The organism is Xanthomonas sp. WHRI 8393 (assembly GCF_040203315.1).
GTDB classification, from domain to species: domain Bacteria; phylum Pseudomonadota; class Gammaproteobacteria; order Xanthomonadales; family Xanthomonadaceae; genus Xanthomonas; species Xanthomonas arboricola.
On the sequence record NZ_JBEGGL010000002.1, the window covers coordinates 651,043 to 667,660 of the forward strand.

The window sequence follows — 16,618 nt, forward strand, 5'->3', positions numbered from 1 at the left end:
GTCCGCGCAGGCGAGGGCGGGGCGGCTAGCCAACAAGCCCACCACAGCGCTGCGGTATGCTGATTCGCATGCTCTGGAGTCAACGATGACCGCACCACCCCGGATTGCCTTTCTCGCCAGTCACGCCGAGCCGGCGGTGACCGCGCGCGCGCGTCTTGTGCAGCGCTATGGCGATCATGCGCTGGACACCGCCGACATCGTCTGTGCCCTGGGCGGGGACGGCTTCATGCTGCAGACCCTGCACCGGCACGGCGCTGCCAGCAAGCCGGTGTTCGGCATGAAGCTGGGCTCGGTCGGGTTCTTGATGAACCAGTACCGCGACGACGAGGACGACCTGCTCGCGCGTCTGCAACGTGCCGAACCGGCGCACCTGCGCCCGCTGGAAATGCAGGTGCAGACCGAGTCCGGTGCCAGCACGGTGTCGCTGGCCTACAACGAGGTCTCGCTGCTGCGCCAGACCCGCCAGGCCGCGCACCTGAGCGTGGATCTCAATGGCCAGACCCGCATCGCCGAGCTGATCGGCGACGGTGTCATGGTCGCCACGCCAGCCGGCAGCACCGCCTACAACTATTCCGCGCACGGGCCGATCCTGCCGCTGGGCTCGCACACGCTGGCGCTGACCCCGATCGCCCCGTATCGCCCGCGCCGCTGGCGTGGCGCGATCCTCAAGGCCGACACCGAAGTGTGCTTCCGCGTGCTGGACCCGTACAAGCGCCCGGTCAGCGTCACCGCCGACTCGCACGAGATCCGCGATGTGGTCGAAGTGACCATCCGCGAATCCACCCAGCGCCAGGTGACGCTGCTGTTCGATCCCGAACACAATCTGGAAGAACGCATCTTCAGCGAACAGTTTGCGGTTTGAGGAGCGGGGATTGGGGAGTGGGGATTGGGGATTGGCAACGGCAGCAGCGCGACGTGCAGCCGAGCCTGCGCGTGCCCAAGGTACGATGCAGTGCAAGTAACCATCTCAAATCCCAGAACATTCGTTGTTGCTCCAACCCATTCCCCAATCCCGATTCCCCATTCCCGGCACCCCTATGGCTGATAACTCCCCAAGACTCCTGACCGTCGCAGTGACCTCGCGCGCGCTGTTCGATCTCGAAGAAGGCCACGCGCTGTTCGAGGCCGATGGCGTGGAGGCGTATTCGGCGTTCCAGCGCGAGCATGAGGACGACATCCTGGAGCCGGGCGTGGCCTTTCCGGTGGTGCGCAAGCTGCTGGCGCTCAACCACGATGTGCCCGAAGAAACCCCGCGTGTGGAAGTGATCCTGCTGTCGCGCAATTCCGCCGACACCGGGCTGCGCATCTTCAATTCGATCCAGCACTACAACCTGGGCATCGTGCGGGCGACCTTCACCTCGGGTCAGCCGACCTGGCCGTACGTGAAGCCGTTCGGCACCGACCTGTTCCTGTCGGCCAACCCGGAGTCGGTACGGCGTGCGCTCACCCATGGCATTGCGGCGGCGACCATCATGCCGCGCGCGCCGGGCGAACGCGCCGAGGCCGCCGCGGCGATCGTGGACAACGACGAAAGCCGCCTGTCGACGCAGCTGCGCATCGCCTTCGACGGCGATGCGGTGATCTTCGGCGACGAGAGCGAACGCATCTCGCGCGAGCAGGGCGTGGAGGCATTCGGGCGCCACGAGCGCGAACGAGCGCGCGAGCCGTTGTCGGTGGGGCCGTTCCGCAATTTCCTGTCGGCGCTGCATGCGCTGCAGGCGGCATTCCCGCCGGGCGAGTCCTCGCCGATCCGCACCGCGCTGGTCACCGCGCGCTCGGCGCCGGCGCACGAACGGGTGATCCGCACCCTGCGCGAGTGGGGCGTGCGTCTGGACGAGGCGCTGTTCCTCGGTGGGCGGCACAAGGGGCCGTTCCTGGAGGCGTTTGGCGCGGACATCTTCTTCGACGACTCGCAGCACAACATCGACAGTGCGCGCCAACATCAGCACGTGGCGGCCGGCCACGTACCGCATGGCGTGGCCAACGATCCGCCGGGTAGGTGAGCGAGGCACCGAAGCCGGCCGGACGCGCCGCGCTGCGCTCCAGCTGGCGCCAGCTGGAGTTGTACTTCGCCGACGACACCGTGCAGACCCGCATGTCGCGCTGGGCGCCGTACCGGCTGATGCTGCCGTATACGCGCGGCATGCTGGCGGCGCTATGGCTGCAGCCGCGGCCCGAACGCATCGGCCTGATCGGCTTCGGCGGCGGCGCGCAGGCCAAGTTCTGCCACCGCTATCTGCGCAGCACGCGCATCGAGGCGGTGGACGCCGATGCGCAGGTGCTGGCGTTGCGCGATGCGTTTGGCGTGCCGCGCGACGATGCGCGGCTTGAGGTTACGCACGGCGACGGTGCGCAATGGATCGGCACGCGTGCCGGGCGCTACGACCTGTTGCTGCTGGATGCCTACGATGCCGATGGCATCCCACCGGCGTTGTGCACGCCCGAGTTCTACGCCGATTGCCGCGCTGCGCTGACGCCCGGCGGTGTGCTGGCGCTGAACCTGTTCCAGGTGCCGCTGGCCGGGCATCTGGCCGCGCTGCGCGAGGTATTCGATGGGCGGGTGCTGCTGTTGCCCGAGCCGGATCCGCGCAACCAGTTGCTGTATGCCTGGAACGGCAAACGCACGCCGGGCACTGCGGAGCAGGTGCTGGCGACGTTGCCGTGGCCGGCGCGCCGGCAGCTGCGGCCGTCGATGCTGCGGCTGCAGGCAGCGTGGATGGAGCGGGCCTGGCGGTTTTCGTAAGCCGCTGTCCGGCGCGCGGCGTCAGCCTGCGAAGGAGAACACTTCGACCGCGTTCGCAGGTGCGCGGTCATGGGGGCAGCGGAGTTTCCGCATCTGCCAGCGGCAGCTGGATATCGGTCAGCCGCCAGCGCAGCCCTTGGCGGGTCAGCACGAACACCACCGGCGCTCCGGTCGCGGTGCGGGTGGTGGCGGTGAAGCGGCGGGTGGATTCGAAGCGCTGCTCGGCGCCTTGCAGCGGACGCGCCGGCGCCGGGGCCGCATAGGTGTCCGGGCTGACGGTGGTGCCGGTGATGCGATTCCACACGCTATGGCCTTGCAGCAGCGCGCCGATGCCCAGCGGCGTCACCAGCGTGTCCACGCCGGCACCGCTGATACCGCTGGCGAGCTGCAGGGCGAACCCGCCGAGCAGGCTCGATTGCATGCGGCTGCCGGCCTGGCGAACCAGGTAATCGTCCAGCTGCGCCTTGAGGTTGACCCGCAGGCTGGGGAAATCCACATGGCGTTCCAGCTGCGCGGCGTCGCGATTGGCGACGGCCTGGCTGATGCCGCGAATGGCCAGGTACGGGCCTGCAACCACATAGCTGACAAGCAGCAGCACGGCCAGTACGGGCAATAGCAACCAGCGTTTGTTCATGGTGTGCAGTCCATCGCGGTGGTTGGTGCAAGACGCAGCGATGCACAGCGCCGCGCAGCGAGAGATCGCTTCGGTGTGCCGGTCGCCGGCGCCGCGTCGATGGCCGTCGGCGCCGCGCGATCCATCAAAATTCCAGATCCAGCGCGGCGCACAGGTAATCGACGAACGGCGCCAGCACCACCAGGTCGGCCTCGATGGTCTGGCGCAGGCGCGGGCCGGTCATGACGGCATCGTCGAGATGACGCAGGTACGCCCAGTTGCGATGCTTGAGATCGTCGATGAACTCGAACTCGTTGGGAAAACCGCGCGGTGCGCGCACCAGTTTCTCGCTGTCGTCCAGCGCGAACTTGCGGCGCAGTCTGGGTTCGTAGGCGGCCGCTTTCCAGTTGGCGGGATTGTCGAAGATGAACTGGCGCAGCTTGCGCTGGGTGTCCGGCTCCGGATGCCACAGCCCGGCACCGACGAAGCTTTCGCCCGGCTGCAGATGGATGTAGAACGACGGCGCCGGCACCTGGCGGCGGCGCTCATGGAACAGGCGCGCGCCCTGCCAGTTCTTGTACGGCGACTTGTCGTTGGAAAAACGCGCATCGCGGTAGATGCGAAACAGCGAGCCGCCCTGGGTCTTGGGATCGGCGCGATAGTGCTCGCTGACCTCGGCCAGGGCCGGCTGCAGGTCGGTGATGAGCTGCAGGAACGGCTGGCGCACATGCGCCTCGTACTGATGCCGGTGATCGTTGAACCAGGTCTTGTCGTTGTGGCGCGCCAGGGCGCGCAGGAACTTGAAACTGGCGTCGGAGAAATAGGTGGTCATAGCGTGCGTTGGAGGTCCAAACCCCAGGCGGCGAGCTGATCGAGCAGGGACTGCTTGGTAGCATCGCCGGGGTGAGCAAGCCGTAAATCCGCGATCTGCGCATGGAACTGATCGAGCGTGACCTCGCCCAGGCCACGGTCTTCGAGCAGGCGCTGGCGACGGTAGACGTTCCAGCGTTCCTGCTCTTCGAACGACAGCGTCTGCGGCCAGTTGCGCGCGCGGTAGCGGAACAGCAACTCGACCAGGCGCGGGTCGCGAAAGCGCGACTCCAGCGCGCCCAGTTCGGCCGGCGCACTGGCGCGCACCTGCGCCAGCAGGCGCTTGTCGCCTTCGGCCAGGAAGCCGTCGTAGAGCGAGGCATCGGCATCGTTGACCGCCGGCGCGGCAGCGCGCTCGTTGCCGTACACCTGGCGCACTTTTTCGGCCAGCTCAGGGCCGAGCTCGCGCAGGCGTGCAGCCTTGGCCAGCACCGCGTCGTGGTCGATGCCCAGGCGCTGAAAATCCGCTGCGCGCAGATGCTGCCAGGCCACCAGTGCCGGCGACTTGTTCAAGTGCACTTCCTTGAGCGGAATGCGCTGCTCGCCTTCGGGCAGGTCGGCGGCTCGGATATACAGCCGGTCGGCGATCTCGTCGGGGCTCAGGCGCAACAGCACTTCAGGATCGCCGTCCAGATCGAACACGATCACGCGGCTGTCGATGCGCGGATGGCGCGTCAACGGCAGCACCGCGGCGGCGCACATGCGCGAGGCGGGATAGCGCTGCGAGATATGCAGCACCGGCTGCATCGCGATGACGTCCAGCAGCGTCGCCGCAAAGCGCTTGTCGCGCAGGCGCAGTGCGTAGTCCCACAACTTGGGTTGATGTTGCTGGAACCTGCGCGCCATGCCGATGGTGGCGTACACGTCCGACAGCGCCTCGTGCGCGTCGCCTTCGCGCACTGCGTTGGCATCGGCCAGGTGTTCGAGCTTGAACGAGGTGGCGCCGTCTTCGCGCTGCGGCCAGACGATGCCGTCAGGGCGCAGCGCATGCACCAGCCGCAACACGTCGAGCAGGTCCCAGCGCGAATTGCCGCCGCGCCACTCGCGCTCGTACGGGTCGTAGAAATTGCGGAACAGCCCGCAGCGCACGAACTCGTCGTCGAAGCGGATCGAGTTGTAGCCCAGCGTGCAGGTCTGCGGCCGGCTCATCTGCTCGGAGATGCGCGCGAACGCTTCGGCCTCGCTCACGCCTTCGCGCAGTGCGTGTTGCGGGGTGATGCCGGTGACCATGGTCGCGTACGGCGAGGGCAGCAGATCGTCGGCCGGTTGCACATAGAAACTGATCGGCTCTTCGATCACGCGCAGTTGCGCATCGGTACGCACCGCGGCGAACTGTGCGATGCGCGTGCGGCGTGGATCCTGGCCGAAGGTTTCCAGGTCGTAGAAGAGAAAGCTGTCAGGCATGCCGTATGAAATCCAGATCCGCGGCGCGCTGCGCAGGGCGCCGCCAGTGCTGCCTAGTATCTCTTATCCGCACCTACGCCTGCTGACGCCGGCCTGTGCGGGTGGATCAGTGCGCGCCTTCCAGCGGCTGCAGGCGCGCATGCACGACCGTTTCCAGCGCGGCCCAGTCGATGTGCGACAGGTCGCTGTGCCCGCGCGTGGCCTCGACCAGGATCTGACGCTGGATCTCGCTGCGCGCCAGGGCGATCGAGTAGCGCGTGCGCAGGAAGGTCACCATCGTGTAATGCGGCACGAAACGGGTGGGCCAGCGCGCCTGCAATTGCTGTTCGAGCGCGCGTTGCAGCAGGAAATCGGGATCGTCGACGCGGTCGCGCATCTCCAGGTAATTCTCCAGCGCCATTTGCTGGATCGCTGCGGCGTCGTCACGGCGTGCGGCCTGGAATGCGGCAAACGCGGTCTCCAGATCCTCGTGCGCATCCAGCTGCTCTGCCAGCGCCACGCAATCTTCGAAGGCGCAGTTCATGCCCTGGCCGTGGAACGGCACCATCGCATGCGCGGCGTCGCCGATCAGCAGTGCGCGGCCGCCCAGATGCCAGCGGTCCAGGGTGAGGGTGCCGAGCAGGCCGGGCGGATGTTCTTCCCAATGCTCCTTGAGCTGCGGGATCAGCGGCAGGGCATCGGGAAAATCACGCGCAAACAGGGCCAGCGCTTCGTCGCCGGTACGCGTGGTGGCAAAGCTGGGCTCGCCGGCGTTGGGCAGGAATAGCGTGACGGTGAAGGTGCCGCCGTCGTTGGGCAGCGCGATGCACATGTAGCGCCCGCGCGGCCAGATGTGCAGCGCATTGCCTTCGATGCGGAAACCGCCACCAGGCAACGGCGGAATTTCCAGCTCCTTGTAGGAGTGATCGAGGAATTCGGTGCGCTCACCCAGCGGCGACTTGCGCTGCATCGCCGCGCGCAACGCCGAGCCGGCGCCATCGCTGCCGATCAGGCTCTGGAAGTGGATTTCGTGCGGCTGGTCGTCGCGGTCGTCGATGAAGCGCGCATAGCCGGCATCGAAGTCCACCGTGTGCAGGCGGCGATAGAAATGCACGCGTGCGCCGGCGCGTTCGGCCAGATCCAGCAGTGCGACATTCAATGCGGCGCGGTGGATCGACCAGATCACCTCGCTGTCGTCGCGTCCGTAGCGTTGCAGCTGCGTTTCGCCGATCAACGGATGCACCATGCGCCCGCGCATCATCACCGCCTTGGCCATCACCGCGTCTTCGGCACCGGCCTGGCGCAGCGCATGGCGGCCGCGCTCGGCCAGCGCCAGGTTGATCGAGCGGCCGGACTCGTAGCCCTTGATGCGCGGATCGCCGCGGCGCTCGTAGACGGTGACCTGCCAGCCGCGACGCGACAACAGGATGGCCAGCAGGCAACCGGCCAGGCCAGCGCCGATCAAGGTCAGGGAACGGGGAGAGACTGCGCTCAATGCGGTATCCGGCAGCGGCCGGACGCAAGTGCCGGCGAAGGGGGGGGACGGGGATGGCTGGCAACGGCACCTGCCGCGATCAGCCAGGTGCGGGTTCGGAGTGTACGTGCGCGTGTGCCGGTTCCGGCCCACGCACCGATCTGGTCGATGGCACGGTCTGTGCCGTGCGTACTCAGGCGCTGGTCCAGGTTTCCACCTGTTCGACCAACCGATGCAGATCGCTGAAGCGGTTGTACAGCGGCACCGGCGCGATGCGGATCACGTCCGGTTCGCGCCAGTCGCCGAGCACGCCGACCGACTGCAGGTACTCGAACAGCGAGCGCCCCTGCGCGCGGCCACCGGCCACCCGCAACGACAACTGGCAGCCGCGTTGCGCCGGCTCGGCCGGGGTGATGATCTGCAGCACCTGCGGCACGCGGGCGTGGATCAGCTGTTCCAGGTGCCCGGTGAGTTGTTCGGACTTGGCGCGCAGCGCCGGCATGCCGGCCTGATCGAACAGCTCCAGCGACGCACGCAGCGGCGCCAGCGCCAGCACCGGCGGATTGCTCAGCTGCCAGCCTTCGGCGCCAGGCGAGGGCACGAACTGCGGTTCCATGCGGAAGCGGCTCTGCTGCTCATGTCCCCACCAACCGGCCATGCGCGGCAGGTCGCTGTTGGCATGGCGTGCGTGCACGAAACAGCCACCCACCGCGCCGGGGCCGGCGTTGAGATATTTGTAGTGGCACCACACCGCGAAATCCGCGCCGTCGTCGTGCAGCGTCAACGCGATATTGCCGACCGCATGCGCCAGGTCGAAACCCACCATCGCGCCCTGCGCGCGTGCCAGGCGCACGATTTCGCCCAGCTCGAAGGCCTGGCCGGTGCGGTACTGGATGCCGGGCCACAGCACCAGCGCCAGCCGCGGACCGTGCCGTGCGATGGCATCGGCGATCGCCGCCATCGATACCGTGCCATTGGGTTGGTCGGCTTCCACTTCGATCAGCTGCGTGGCCGGATCCAGCCCATGCAGGCGCAGTTGCGATTCCACCGCATGGCGGTCGGACGGAAACGCGCCGGCTTCGATCAGGATGGCGCCACGCTCGGGCGTGGGCCGGTAGAAGCTGGCCATCATCAGATGCAGGTTGACGCTCAGCGTGTTCATCGCGACCACCTCGCCGGGCTGCGCGCCGACCACGCGCGCCAGGCCATCGCGCACCAGCTGGTGATAGGTCAGCCACTGGGTGGGACCGGTGAAGTGGCCTTCCACCGCGAGCGCGCCCCACTGGTCGAGCACTTCGGCCACCATCGCGCGCGCGCCGCGCGGCTGCAGGCCCAGCGAATTGCCGACGAAATAGGTCTGGTCCTGGCCGGCATGCTGCGGGAACACGAAGTCATCGCGCAGGTGGCGCAGCGGGTCGGCGGCGTCCAGGGCAACGGCATGGGCGCGGGACAGCAGGTCGGTCATGATCACGGCTCGCAACGCAGGTCAGTGACGCAGTTTACCCGCCGGCACCGTGTGCGCCGTCATGCGCGGCCGCTGCCTCGGCTGCAGCGGTGGTCGAGGCTGGCCGGGCAGGGCGCAGTAGATGCGTCAAGGTGCCGATACTGTCGGTGATGCGGTCGATGGTGTCGGCCAGTGCGGCGGTGGCGGGCGAGCCGTCGGGCAGGGCGGCCAATGCATCGGACAGCTGGCGCTCGGCGCTGCGCAAGGTGGCCGCGGCGGGAATGCCGCCGTCGACCAGGCAGGCGATCAGCTCGGACAATGCCTGGTCGGCCTGTTGCGCGAAGGCGGGCAGCGCTTCCAGCGCAGGCAGGGGATGGCCGTCGCGCAGCACCGCCTCCAGCGACAGGGTGGCGCGGATCAGCCGGTTGCCGTTGGCCAGCAAGGATTCGGCGAGTTTGAGCTCGTGCAGATTGCGTCGGCTGCGTGGCTCGCCGCGCAGGCGTTCGATCGAGGCCTGCGCGTTGGTGCGCGCCACGCGTGCGGCAGCGCGGGTGTCGCCCAGATCGTCCATCCTGCCGAGCAGCAGATTGCGCAGATGATCGCGATAGGCGCTCAGCAACTGTGCCAGTGACGCGCGGATATGCCGGCGCTCGCGCGTGGGCCACACCGCGTAGGCGATCAACGCCCAGGCACTGCCGGCGACCGTGGCCTGCAGACGCGCACCGATGGCCTCGCCCGGTGCCACGCCTTCGAAGGACAGCAGCAGCACCAGCATGCCGGTCAGAAACGCCACGCCGATGCCGTAGTTCACCTGCGTCAGCAGGCGGAAGCCCAGGCAGAACAGCGCCAGCAACGCCAGGCGGACGTTGGCGCCGTCCATCGCCAGGTGCGCCAGCAAGGTCGCCACCAGCAGGCCGACGAAGGTGCCGGCCACGCGCAAGGCGCCGAAGCTGAAAGTGCCGCCGAAATCCGGCTTGAGCACGATGGCGGTGGTCATCGGAATCCAGAAGCCGTGCGGGATCTGCTGCCAGCGCTGGAAGGCGATCGCCAGCGCCAGGCACACGCCGCAACGCAAGGCATGCCGGAACGCCACCGAGGACAGATCCAGGTTCGCGCGCAGCGTGGCCCAGGTCGCCGCGGGCCTGAGTGCCGCCGGCAGGCGCGCTTCGGCCAGCTGCGCCTGGATCTCGCCACGGCTGCTGGCCCAATGCGCGTTGCGGATCAGGGCGCGCAGCTGGCCGCCCAGGCCTTGCGCGCGCGCCACCGCCACGCGCACCAGCCGGCGCTCGCGGGTATCGGCGTTGTCGTGCTGGAACTGCGCCAGTGCGGCGACCAGATCGTCGAAGCCGGTCATCGAGGCATTGGCGGCGAGCGGGTCTTCGCCCACCGTCATCGCATGCGCGAGCTGCTCCAGCACGATGGCGCTGCGTTCGAGCACGCGCTCGATCGCCGGGCGCGCCTGCGAGTCGGTCAGGCGGGTATCGACATCGGCCAGCGACAGCAACTCCAGCCGTACGCGCTCGCACAGCTCGGCGATGATGCGGAAGCTCTGCACGGCGATCGCGCGCGAGCGATGCTCGCCATGCAGCATCACCATCGCATCGAGCACTTCCTGGGTGGCCGGTGGCGGGGCGCTGGCTTCCGGACGCTGGCGTGCGATGCCGGCCAGTTGACGCATCAGGTCGGCCAGCGCGAAGCGCTCCGGGCGATAGCGTTGCAATGGCCAGGCCGCCAGTGCCAGCACTACCTGGAGCAGGCCGCCGGCGAAGATCAATGCCGCCACGCCCGCGGCCTGCTGCACCGGCAGGCGCATGTCGGCGCTGACCACCAGCAGGATCATGCTGGTCAGCCCCACCCGCGCTGCCACCGGGCCAAGCGCCACCAGCAAGCCGCCGCCAAGACCGAGCAGCAGCCCGGCGATCACCAATGCCGGCGTGTTGTGGCCGACCCAGATGCCGAGCAACGCGGCCAGGCCCGCTGCCAGCGCGGCCATCAGCATGCGCTGCAGGCGCGCACGGTACGGGCCGGGCTGGTCGGTGAACATGGTGTTGAGCGCGCCGGTACACACGGCCAGACCGGCGGCGACATGCCCGGTGGCCACACCGACCGCCAGCGGCAGCACCACCGCGGCGGTGTTACGCAACGCAACGCGCAATGGCACGTCGCGCGGCTTGAGGTCGATCAGCGTGCGCAGCATGGCATGGGGTTCAACGCGGACGCACGGCGCAGCTGCGGCGCGTGCACACGCCCGACACACGGCGCGCTGCGCGCAGCTGCATCGTCATTGCGTTGCGCGGCATTGCGAGGGCGCGGCGGCGCGCCGATGGCCACCGCCGAGCGATTGCGCTCGAAGACCTGCGCGACGCGTGCCTGGAATTGCCCCTGCCATCGCCCACTCATGCCTCGACAGTGGCATAGCGCTCCGGCGCAGGGTGCAGATGCCCGCACTGGCTGCAGGTGCGCAGCGCGAGCGAACGGTAGAAATGATCGAACACCGGCGGAAAATCGGTTTCGATGTCCTGCAGCGGAAACATCGCCTCGTACAGTTTGTGATTGCACTGCGGGCAATACCACTGCAGGCCGTCCTGCTCGTTGGGCAAGCGCTCGCGTTCGATCACCAGGCCGATCGAGCCGGCCGCGCGTTGCGGCGAATGCGGCACCTTCGGCGGCAGCAGGAAGATTTCGCCGGCGCGGATCGGGATGTCGCGTGCCACGCCTTCGTCCTGCACCTTCAGCACCATCTCGCCTTCGAGCTGGAAGAACCACTCCGGGCCTTCGTCGTAGTGATAGTCGGTGCGCGCGTTCGGCCCACCGACGATCATGATGATGAAGCCGTCCTGCTGGATGCATTTGTTGCCCACCGGCGGCTTGAGCAGGTGGCGGTGTTGCTCGATCCAGGCTTGCAGGTTGATCGGCGGGACCAGCATCGACGTTCCTCGGCAAAGAAGACGTCCAGCATAGCCAACCGACGGCGCCGATGGGCGCCGCGGCTGGCTGGCGTGCGGGTGCGGCTCAGCGTTCGGCGTGATCGGCCTGGATGCGCGCCAGTGCGGCGTCGTAACGTTCCTGCAGCAGCTCCGGGCGGTCGATCGACATGCCCAGGTCGTGCGCACGTCCGTCGCGCAGGCTGTAGACCCAGCCATGCACCTGCAGTGCCTGGCCGCGGTCCCAGGCGTCGCGCACGATGGTGGTACGGCAGACATTGACCACCTGCTCGAGCACGTTGAGCTCGCACAGGCGCGCGTGCTGCACCGGCAGGTCGCCCGCGTCGTGCAGGCAGGCCTCGTGCTTGTCGGCCACATCGGTGACATGGCGGATCCAGTTGTCGACCAGTCCCATGCGCTTCTGGGTCAGGCTGGCGAACACGCCGCCGCAGCCGTAATGGCCGACCACCAGGATGTGCTTGACCTTGAGCACGTCGACGGCGAACTGGATCACCGACAGGCAGTTCAGGTCGGTATGCACCACCACGTTGGCGATATTGCGGTGGACGAACACCTCGCCCGGGGCCATGTCGATGATCTGGTTGGCCGGCACGCGCGAGTCCGAGCAGCCGATCCACAGGTACTCGGGCGTCTGCTGGGTGGACAGCTTGGAGAAGAATTCCGGGTCCTCGCGGCGGATGCGCTCGGACCAGGCACGGTTGTTTTCAAGCAAATGGTTGAGCTCGTTCATGCGCGCAGTATTCCAGAGGAAGGAGGGCAGTGTGTGATCGACAGATGAGCGAGAAGCGGTGTTGCAGAAATCGGGGGTGTGCCGCGCCGCTCAGACCGCGCGGTCGCGTACAAGCAGGGCATCGCGCATCAGCGACGCCACCTCGCGGGAGTCGGCCGATGCCTGTTGCTGCAATGCATCGCTCACGGCCGCCACATTAGCGGCCGGATGGTTCTGGCTGAGCTTGAAGGTCAGCTCGATGCGGCTGGGAACGAAGCGGAAGCCAACCAGGCCGCGTAACTGGCGGCGGTGGCTGTCGCGCTGCATCTCGAACAGCCAGTCGCTGCCGACGCGTTGTTCGAAGTGGGTGCTCATGCGGCCGATCAGCTCGCCCAGCGCCGCCTCATCGCTCACCTGCTCGCAGCGTCCATGCAGATGCGCCACGGCGTAGTTCCAGGTCGGCACGCGTGCGGCCGCTTCCTTGTCCGGATACCAGCTGGGCGACACATAGGCATGCGGGCCCTGCACCACGAGTACCGCGTCGCCGGGGCTGCGTGCCTGCGGATTGGGGCGCGCCCAGTGGCCTTCGATGACAACTGCCTGGTCATCGCGTCGGTACAGCACCGGCAGATGCGAGATCGCCGGCTGTCCGTCCTCGCCCTGGCTGATCAGGGTGACGAACGGGTCGCGCGCGATCAGCCAGTCCAGCAAGGCCAGATCGGTCTGCGCGAACGCGCGTGGGGCGTACATGTCAGGCGCGACCGCCCAGGGTCAGCACCATGCGTTCGCGCAGGTCCGCATCGTCGTCGCCACGCGGCGGCGAGACCTCATCGAGCGAGAAGCCACGCATCAGCGCGTCTTCTTCGTCCAGCCCGTCGAGCGCGACGAATTCGGCATCGAACAAGGCCGCGCGGGCGCTGTCTTCGCTGTCGTAAGGCAGGATCTTGCCGTCGCTGTCCAGGACTTCGGCGGTACCGGCCTGCTTCACGCGCAGGCGCGCCCAGATCAGCGTGCGGCCGATCGTGGCCAGCCACCACGAATCGTGGTCGTCATGTGCGGTGTCTTGCGGTGTATTCATGGCATTACCTTGGAAAGCAGGCCGAGCAGGGCTGCCATGCCCAGGCCGAAGAAGATGGTCAGCAGCGACAGCCAGGCCGGCGTGGCCAGGCCGGACAGCGCACCGTCGCGATGGCTGCGGTAGCGCCGCGCCAGCAACCAGCGCAGCGCCGCAGGACTGATGAAGGCCGGCTCGCCGAAGCTGGCCAGCGCCTCGGGATGTCGGTCGCGCAGGTGCACCAGCGTCAGCGGCCAGAAGATCAGCAAGGCGGTGAGGCCGGCAACGGCCACACCGACAAAACACAGCGCGAAGAACAGGGTCATGTGCCCGCCAGCATCAGTGCGAGTTGGGGAAGTGCTGCGCCGATCACCAGCGCAGTGATGGTCCACCATAAGGGACGCACGGCGTGGATGATCGCCCTGCGTGCCGTGTCACCCTGCCACCAGGCGCTTGCACCGGGATGTGCGGCTGCCCGCTGCGCCAGTCGGACGCCGCGCACGCCGGCGATGTCGGCGCCCGGCAACGCCGCCGCGAAGGCCAGCAACTGCAGCGTGGCGGCGGCCAGCAGGCTCACATCAGAACTCGGCGCTGCCCGGCGCGCGCGGGTAGGGGATGGCGTCGCGGATATTGCTCAGCCCGCACACGTACACCACCAGGCGCTCGAAGCCCAGGCCGAAGCCGGCATGCGGCACCGAGCCGTAGCGGCGGAAATCGCGGTACCAGCTGTAGTGCTCCTGGTCCAGGCCGAATTGCGCCATGCGTGCATCCAGCACATCCAGGCGCTCTTCGCGCTGGCTGCCGCCGATGATCTCGCCGATGCCCGGCGCCAGCACGTCCATCGCCGCGACGGTCTTGCCGTCATCGTTCAGGCGCATGTAGAAGGCCTTGATGTGCTCGGGGTAGTTGGTCACCACCACCGGGCGGCCGATATGCTCTTCGGTCAGCCAGCGCTCGTGCTCGGTCTGCAGGTCCAGCCCCCATTCGACCGGGAAGTCGAACTTCTTGCCCGAGTTCTGCAGCAGCTTCACCGCTTCGGTGTAGTCGATCTGCTCGAACGGGGCATTGATGAAGGCCTCGAGTTTGGCGATCGCGTTCTTGTCCACGCGCTCGGCCAGGAATGCCAGATCGTCGCCACGCTCATCGAGCACCGCGCGGAACAGGTACTTGAGGAACTGCTCGGCCAGGCGCGCGTCTTCGGCCAGATCGGCAAAGGCGATTTCCGGCTCGATCATCCAGAATTCGGCCAGATGGCGCGTGGTGTGGCTGTTCTCGGCGCGGAAGGTCGGGCCGAAGGTGTAGACCTTGCTCAGCGCCAGGCAGTAGGCCTCCACGTTGAGCTGGCCGGACACGGTCAGGAAGGTTTCCTTGCCGAAGAAGTCGCGGCTGAAATCCACCGCGCCGCTGGCATCGCGCGGCAGGTTGACCATGTCCAGCGTGGAGACGCGGAACATCTGCCCGGCGCCTTCGGCGTCGGAGGTGGTGATGATCGGGGTGCTGATCCAGTTGAAGCCGTTCTGGTGGAAGAAGCGGTGCACCGCCTGCGCCAGGCAGTTGCGGATGCGGGTGACTGCGCCGAACAGGTTGGTGCGCGGGCGCAGGTGCGCCACTTCGCGCAGGAACTCCGGCGACATCGGCTTGGGCTGGATCGGGTAGGTCAGCGGGTCTTCGACCCAGCCGACGATCTCCACGCCGCTGGCCTGGATCTCGAACGACTGACCCTTGCCCTGCGACTTCACCAGCACGCCCTTGGCGATCAGCGAGCAGCCGCTGGTCAGGCGCTTGATCTCGTCGAAGTTGGGCAGGGTGTCGTTGGCCACCACCTGGATCGGAGCGAAGCACGAGCCATCGGTCACGTTGATGAAGGCCAGTCCGGCAGATCCGCGCAGTGTGCGCACCCACCCCCGTACCGTGACTTCGCCGCCTTCCGGGAGTTTTCCCGCAAGCGCATGTTCAACGCTGACCACCGTCATGACTTGTCCTCGCCGTAGCGACTTTGAATGGTCTGCGAGTTTACTGGCTGCGGGCGCGCCGGCGCGAGCATCTGAACCGCTTGCGGATGGTTGCGCTTGTCCAAGGCCGGATATGGCCCCATCTGGGGAACACGTCGTCGCAGCGGCTGCAGCCCCGGTGATTGCTGCCTCGCTATACTTGCCACCATCGTTTCCGGAGCATCCCCCATGGCCATCAGCCTCACCCCCGCCGCGCTGGAGCGCGTGCAGCGTTTCGTGCAGCAGACCCCGGGGACGCTGGGTCTGCGCTTTGGCGTGACCAAGACAGGTTGCTCGGGCTGGGGCCATGTCACCGACCTGGCGCGCGAGAAACGCGACGACGACGCGGTGTTCGAGCAGGAGGGCGTGCGCATCTTCGTCGACCCGGTCAGCCTGCCGCTGGTCGACGGCACCTGCATCGATTTCGGCAAGCACGGCCTGAGCGAGACCTTCACCTTCCGCAATCCCAACGCGACTGCCGAGTGCGGCTGCGGGGAGAGCTTTACGACCGAAGCCGAGCATCGCTGAGCTCGCTGGTGCGCGCTATTCCTTCTCCCTGCGGGAGGAGGTGCCAGAATGGCGGATGAGGGTAAGGGGCGAAGCCTCGCGCGGTTAGACGTCACCAGTGGCTTGGCCGCGGACCCTCACCCCAACCCCCGCGCCCCGGCCCGCGCTTGCGGCGCGGGCGTTCCAAGGCACGCGCGCCAGTGGCGCGCCGGCGGTGCCTTATCGCCCCGGTGGGAGACGGGCTCAAGCAGTCGCTGCGCAGATGTCCTGTTTGTGGGCTCGCCCGCTGGCTCGGCCAGGTTGCGGCTAAGCGCCTGAACTGCCATACTTTCCTGCTTCCTGCCCGGTTCCGGGCGGGAATCCTTGCTCCACCGGCCGCCTTTCGCGGGTCACCGGGGAGCTGTCCGGCCCACGTGGCCACATCCGAAAGGTAATACAACATGAGTCGTCATTACGAAGTCGTGTTCCTGGTCCACCCGGATCAGAGCGAGCAGGTCCCGGCCATGATCGAGCGCTACAAGTCGCTGATCGAGGGCGGTAACGGCACCATCCACCGTCTGGAAGACTGGGGCCGTCGTCAGCTGGCCTACCCGATCCAGAACCTGGTGAAGGCGCACTACGTGCTGCTCAACATTGAAGTCGACCAGGCCGTGCTGAGCGAGCTGGTGGAAAGCTTCCGCTTCAACGATGCGGTGCTGCGTCACCTGGTCGTCAAGCGCGATGGCCCGGACACCGAGCAGTCGCTGATCATGAAGAGCAAGGACGAGAAGGGCGACAAGCCCGAGCGTAGCGAGCGTCGTCGTCGCGATGACGATGAGGGCGATGCTGCACCTGCCGCCACCGATACCGACGGCGACAACGCCGAAGCCGCTTAAGGAGCGCTGT

18 protein-coding genes are annotated in these 16,618 nt (G+C 67.5%); 5 read left to right on the forward strand and 13 right to left on the reverse strand.

Features of this window, described 5'->3' with window-relative positions:
* Positions 1–85 precede the first annotated feature (85 nt).
* The 3 genes from ABQ137_RS08885 (at position 86) to ABQ137_RS08895 (ending at position 2,743) form a co-directional block, all read left to right on the forward strand.
* Positions 86–862: an NAD kinase gene (locus tag ABQ137_RS08885; RefSeq protein ID WP_016902458.1), complete on the forward strand. Its 777-nt coding sequence runs from the start codon at positions 86–88 to the stop codon at positions 860–862.
* A 175-nt stretch (positions 863–1,037) separates the two neighbouring features.
* Positions 1,038–2,003, forward strand: coding sequence for a 5'-nucleotidase (locus ABQ137_RS08890; RefSeq protein ID WP_349782062.1), 966 nt, complete (start codon positions 1,038–1,040; stop codon positions 2,001–2,003).
* Complete coding sequence (locus ABQ137_RS08895) at positions 2,000–2,743, forward strand: spermine/spermidine synthase domain-containing protein (RefSeq protein ID WP_047124991.1); 744 nt, start codon at positions 2,000–2,002, stop codon at positions 2,741–2,743. The genes ABQ137_RS08890 and ABQ137_RS08895 overlap by 4 nt, the downstream gene beginning before the upstream one ends.
* Positions 2,744–2,810: 67 nt before the next feature.
* Here the strand turns inward: ABQ137_RS08895 and ABQ137_RS08900 are convergent, their stop codons facing one another.
* From ABQ137_RS08900 to asnS, 13 genes are all read right to left on the reverse strand, one after another.
* Positions 2,811–3,377, reverse strand: a complete 567-nt coding sequence (locus ABQ137_RS08900; protein WP_349782064.1) for a DUF2939 domain-containing protein — start codon at positions 3,375–3,377, stop codon at positions 2,811–2,813.
* Between the two features lie 124 nt (positions 3,378–3,501).
* Positions 3,502–4,188: a DUF2461 domain-containing protein gene (locus ABQ137_RS08905; protein WP_024940671.1), complete on the reverse strand. Its 687-nt coding sequence runs from the start codon at positions 4,186–4,188 to the stop codon at positions 3,502–3,504.
* Positions 4,185–5,630: an exodeoxyribonuclease I gene (gene sbcB / locus ABQ137_RS08910; RefSeq protein ID WP_349782066.1), complete on the reverse strand. Its 1,446-nt coding sequence runs from the start codon at positions 5,628–5,630 to the stop codon at positions 4,185–4,187. Before sbcB ends, ABQ137_RS08905 begins: the two co-directional genes overlap by 4 nt.
* 106 nt (positions 5,631–5,736) lie before the next feature.
* Positions 5,737–7,104 (reverse strand): FAD-dependent oxidoreductase, encoded by a 1,368-nt coding sequence (locus ABQ137_RS08915; RefSeq protein ID WP_349782068.1) that lies wholly within the window; start codon positions 7,102–7,104, stop codon positions 5,737–5,739.
* Between the two features lie 172 nt (positions 7,105–7,276).
* Positions 7,277–8,548 carry a kynureninase gene (kynU, locus tag ABQ137_RS08920; protein WP_349782070.1) on the reverse strand — a complete coding sequence of 424 codons (1,272 nt, stop codon included), beginning with the start codon at positions 8,546–8,548 and terminating at the stop codon, positions 7,277–7,279.
* Positions 8,549–8,582: 34 nt separating this feature from the next.
* Positions 8,583–10,724, reverse strand: a complete 2,142-nt coding sequence (locus ABQ137_RS08925; RefSeq protein WP_184610739.1) for an FUSC family protein — start codon at positions 10,722–10,724, stop codon at positions 8,583–8,585.
* A 199-nt stretch (positions 10,725–10,923) separates the two neighbouring features.
* Positions 10,924–11,454 carry a 3-hydroxyanthranilate 3,4-dioxygenase gene (locus ABQ137_RS08930; RefSeq protein ID WP_024939857.1) on the reverse strand — a complete coding sequence of 177 codons (531 nt, stop codon included), beginning with the start codon at positions 11,452–11,454 and terminating at the stop codon, positions 10,924–10,926.
* An 85-nt stretch (positions 11,455–11,539) separates the two neighbouring features.
* Positions 11,540–12,202, reverse strand: coding sequence for a carbonate dehydratase (gene can, locus ABQ137_RS08935; RefSeq protein WP_016902447.1), 663 nt, complete (start codon positions 12,200–12,202; stop codon positions 11,540–11,542).
* Positions 12,203–12,292: 90 nt separating this feature from the next.
* Positions 12,293–12,931, reverse strand: a complete 639-nt coding sequence (locus tag ABQ137_RS08940; RefSeq protein ID WP_349782073.1) for an FMN-binding negative transcriptional regulator — start codon at positions 12,929–12,931, stop codon at positions 12,293–12,295.
* A gap of 1 nt (position 12,932) precedes the next feature.
* The gene (locus ABQ137_RS08945) at positions 12,933–13,259 is read right to left on the reverse strand and encodes a hypothetical protein (RefSeq protein WP_024939855.1); all 327 of its coding nucleotides are present in this window, start codon (positions 13,257–13,259) and stop codon (positions 12,933–12,935) included.
* Positions 13,256–13,561, reverse strand: coding sequence for a hypothetical protein (locus ABQ137_RS08950; protein WP_065032404.1), 306 nt, complete (start codon positions 13,559–13,561; stop codon positions 13,256–13,258). Before ABQ137_RS08950 ends, ABQ137_RS08945 begins: the two co-directional genes overlap by 4 nt.
* Complete coding sequence (locus ABQ137_RS08955; RefSeq protein ID WP_166771171.1) at positions 13,558–13,812, reverse strand: hypothetical protein; 255 nt, start codon at positions 13,810–13,812, stop codon at positions 13,558–13,560. The genes ABQ137_RS08950 and ABQ137_RS08955 overlap by 4 nt, the downstream gene beginning before the upstream one ends.
* A 1-nt stretch (position 13,813) precedes the next feature.
* Entirely contained in the window at positions 13,814–15,208 is a 1,395-nt protein-coding gene (gene asnS / locus ABQ137_RS08960) for an asparagine--tRNA ligase (RefSeq protein ID WP_039511777.1), read from the reverse strand.
* Positions 15,209–15,415: 207 nt separating this feature from the next.
* Here asnS and ABQ137_RS08965 point away from each other — a divergent pair, with 207 nt between their 5' ends.
* Positions 15,416–15,754, forward strand: coding sequence for a HesB/IscA family protein (locus tag ABQ137_RS08965; RefSeq protein ID WP_016904198.1), 339 nt, complete (start codon positions 15,416–15,418; stop codon positions 15,752–15,754).
* 419 nt (positions 15,755–16,173) lie between these two features.
* Positions 16,174–16,608 (forward strand): 30S ribosomal protein S6, encoded by a 435-nt coding sequence (rpsF, locus tag ABQ137_RS08970; RefSeq protein ID WP_006451585.1) that lies wholly within the window; start codon positions 16,174–16,176, stop codon positions 16,606–16,608.
* Positions 16,609–16,618: the final 10 nt, after the last annotated feature.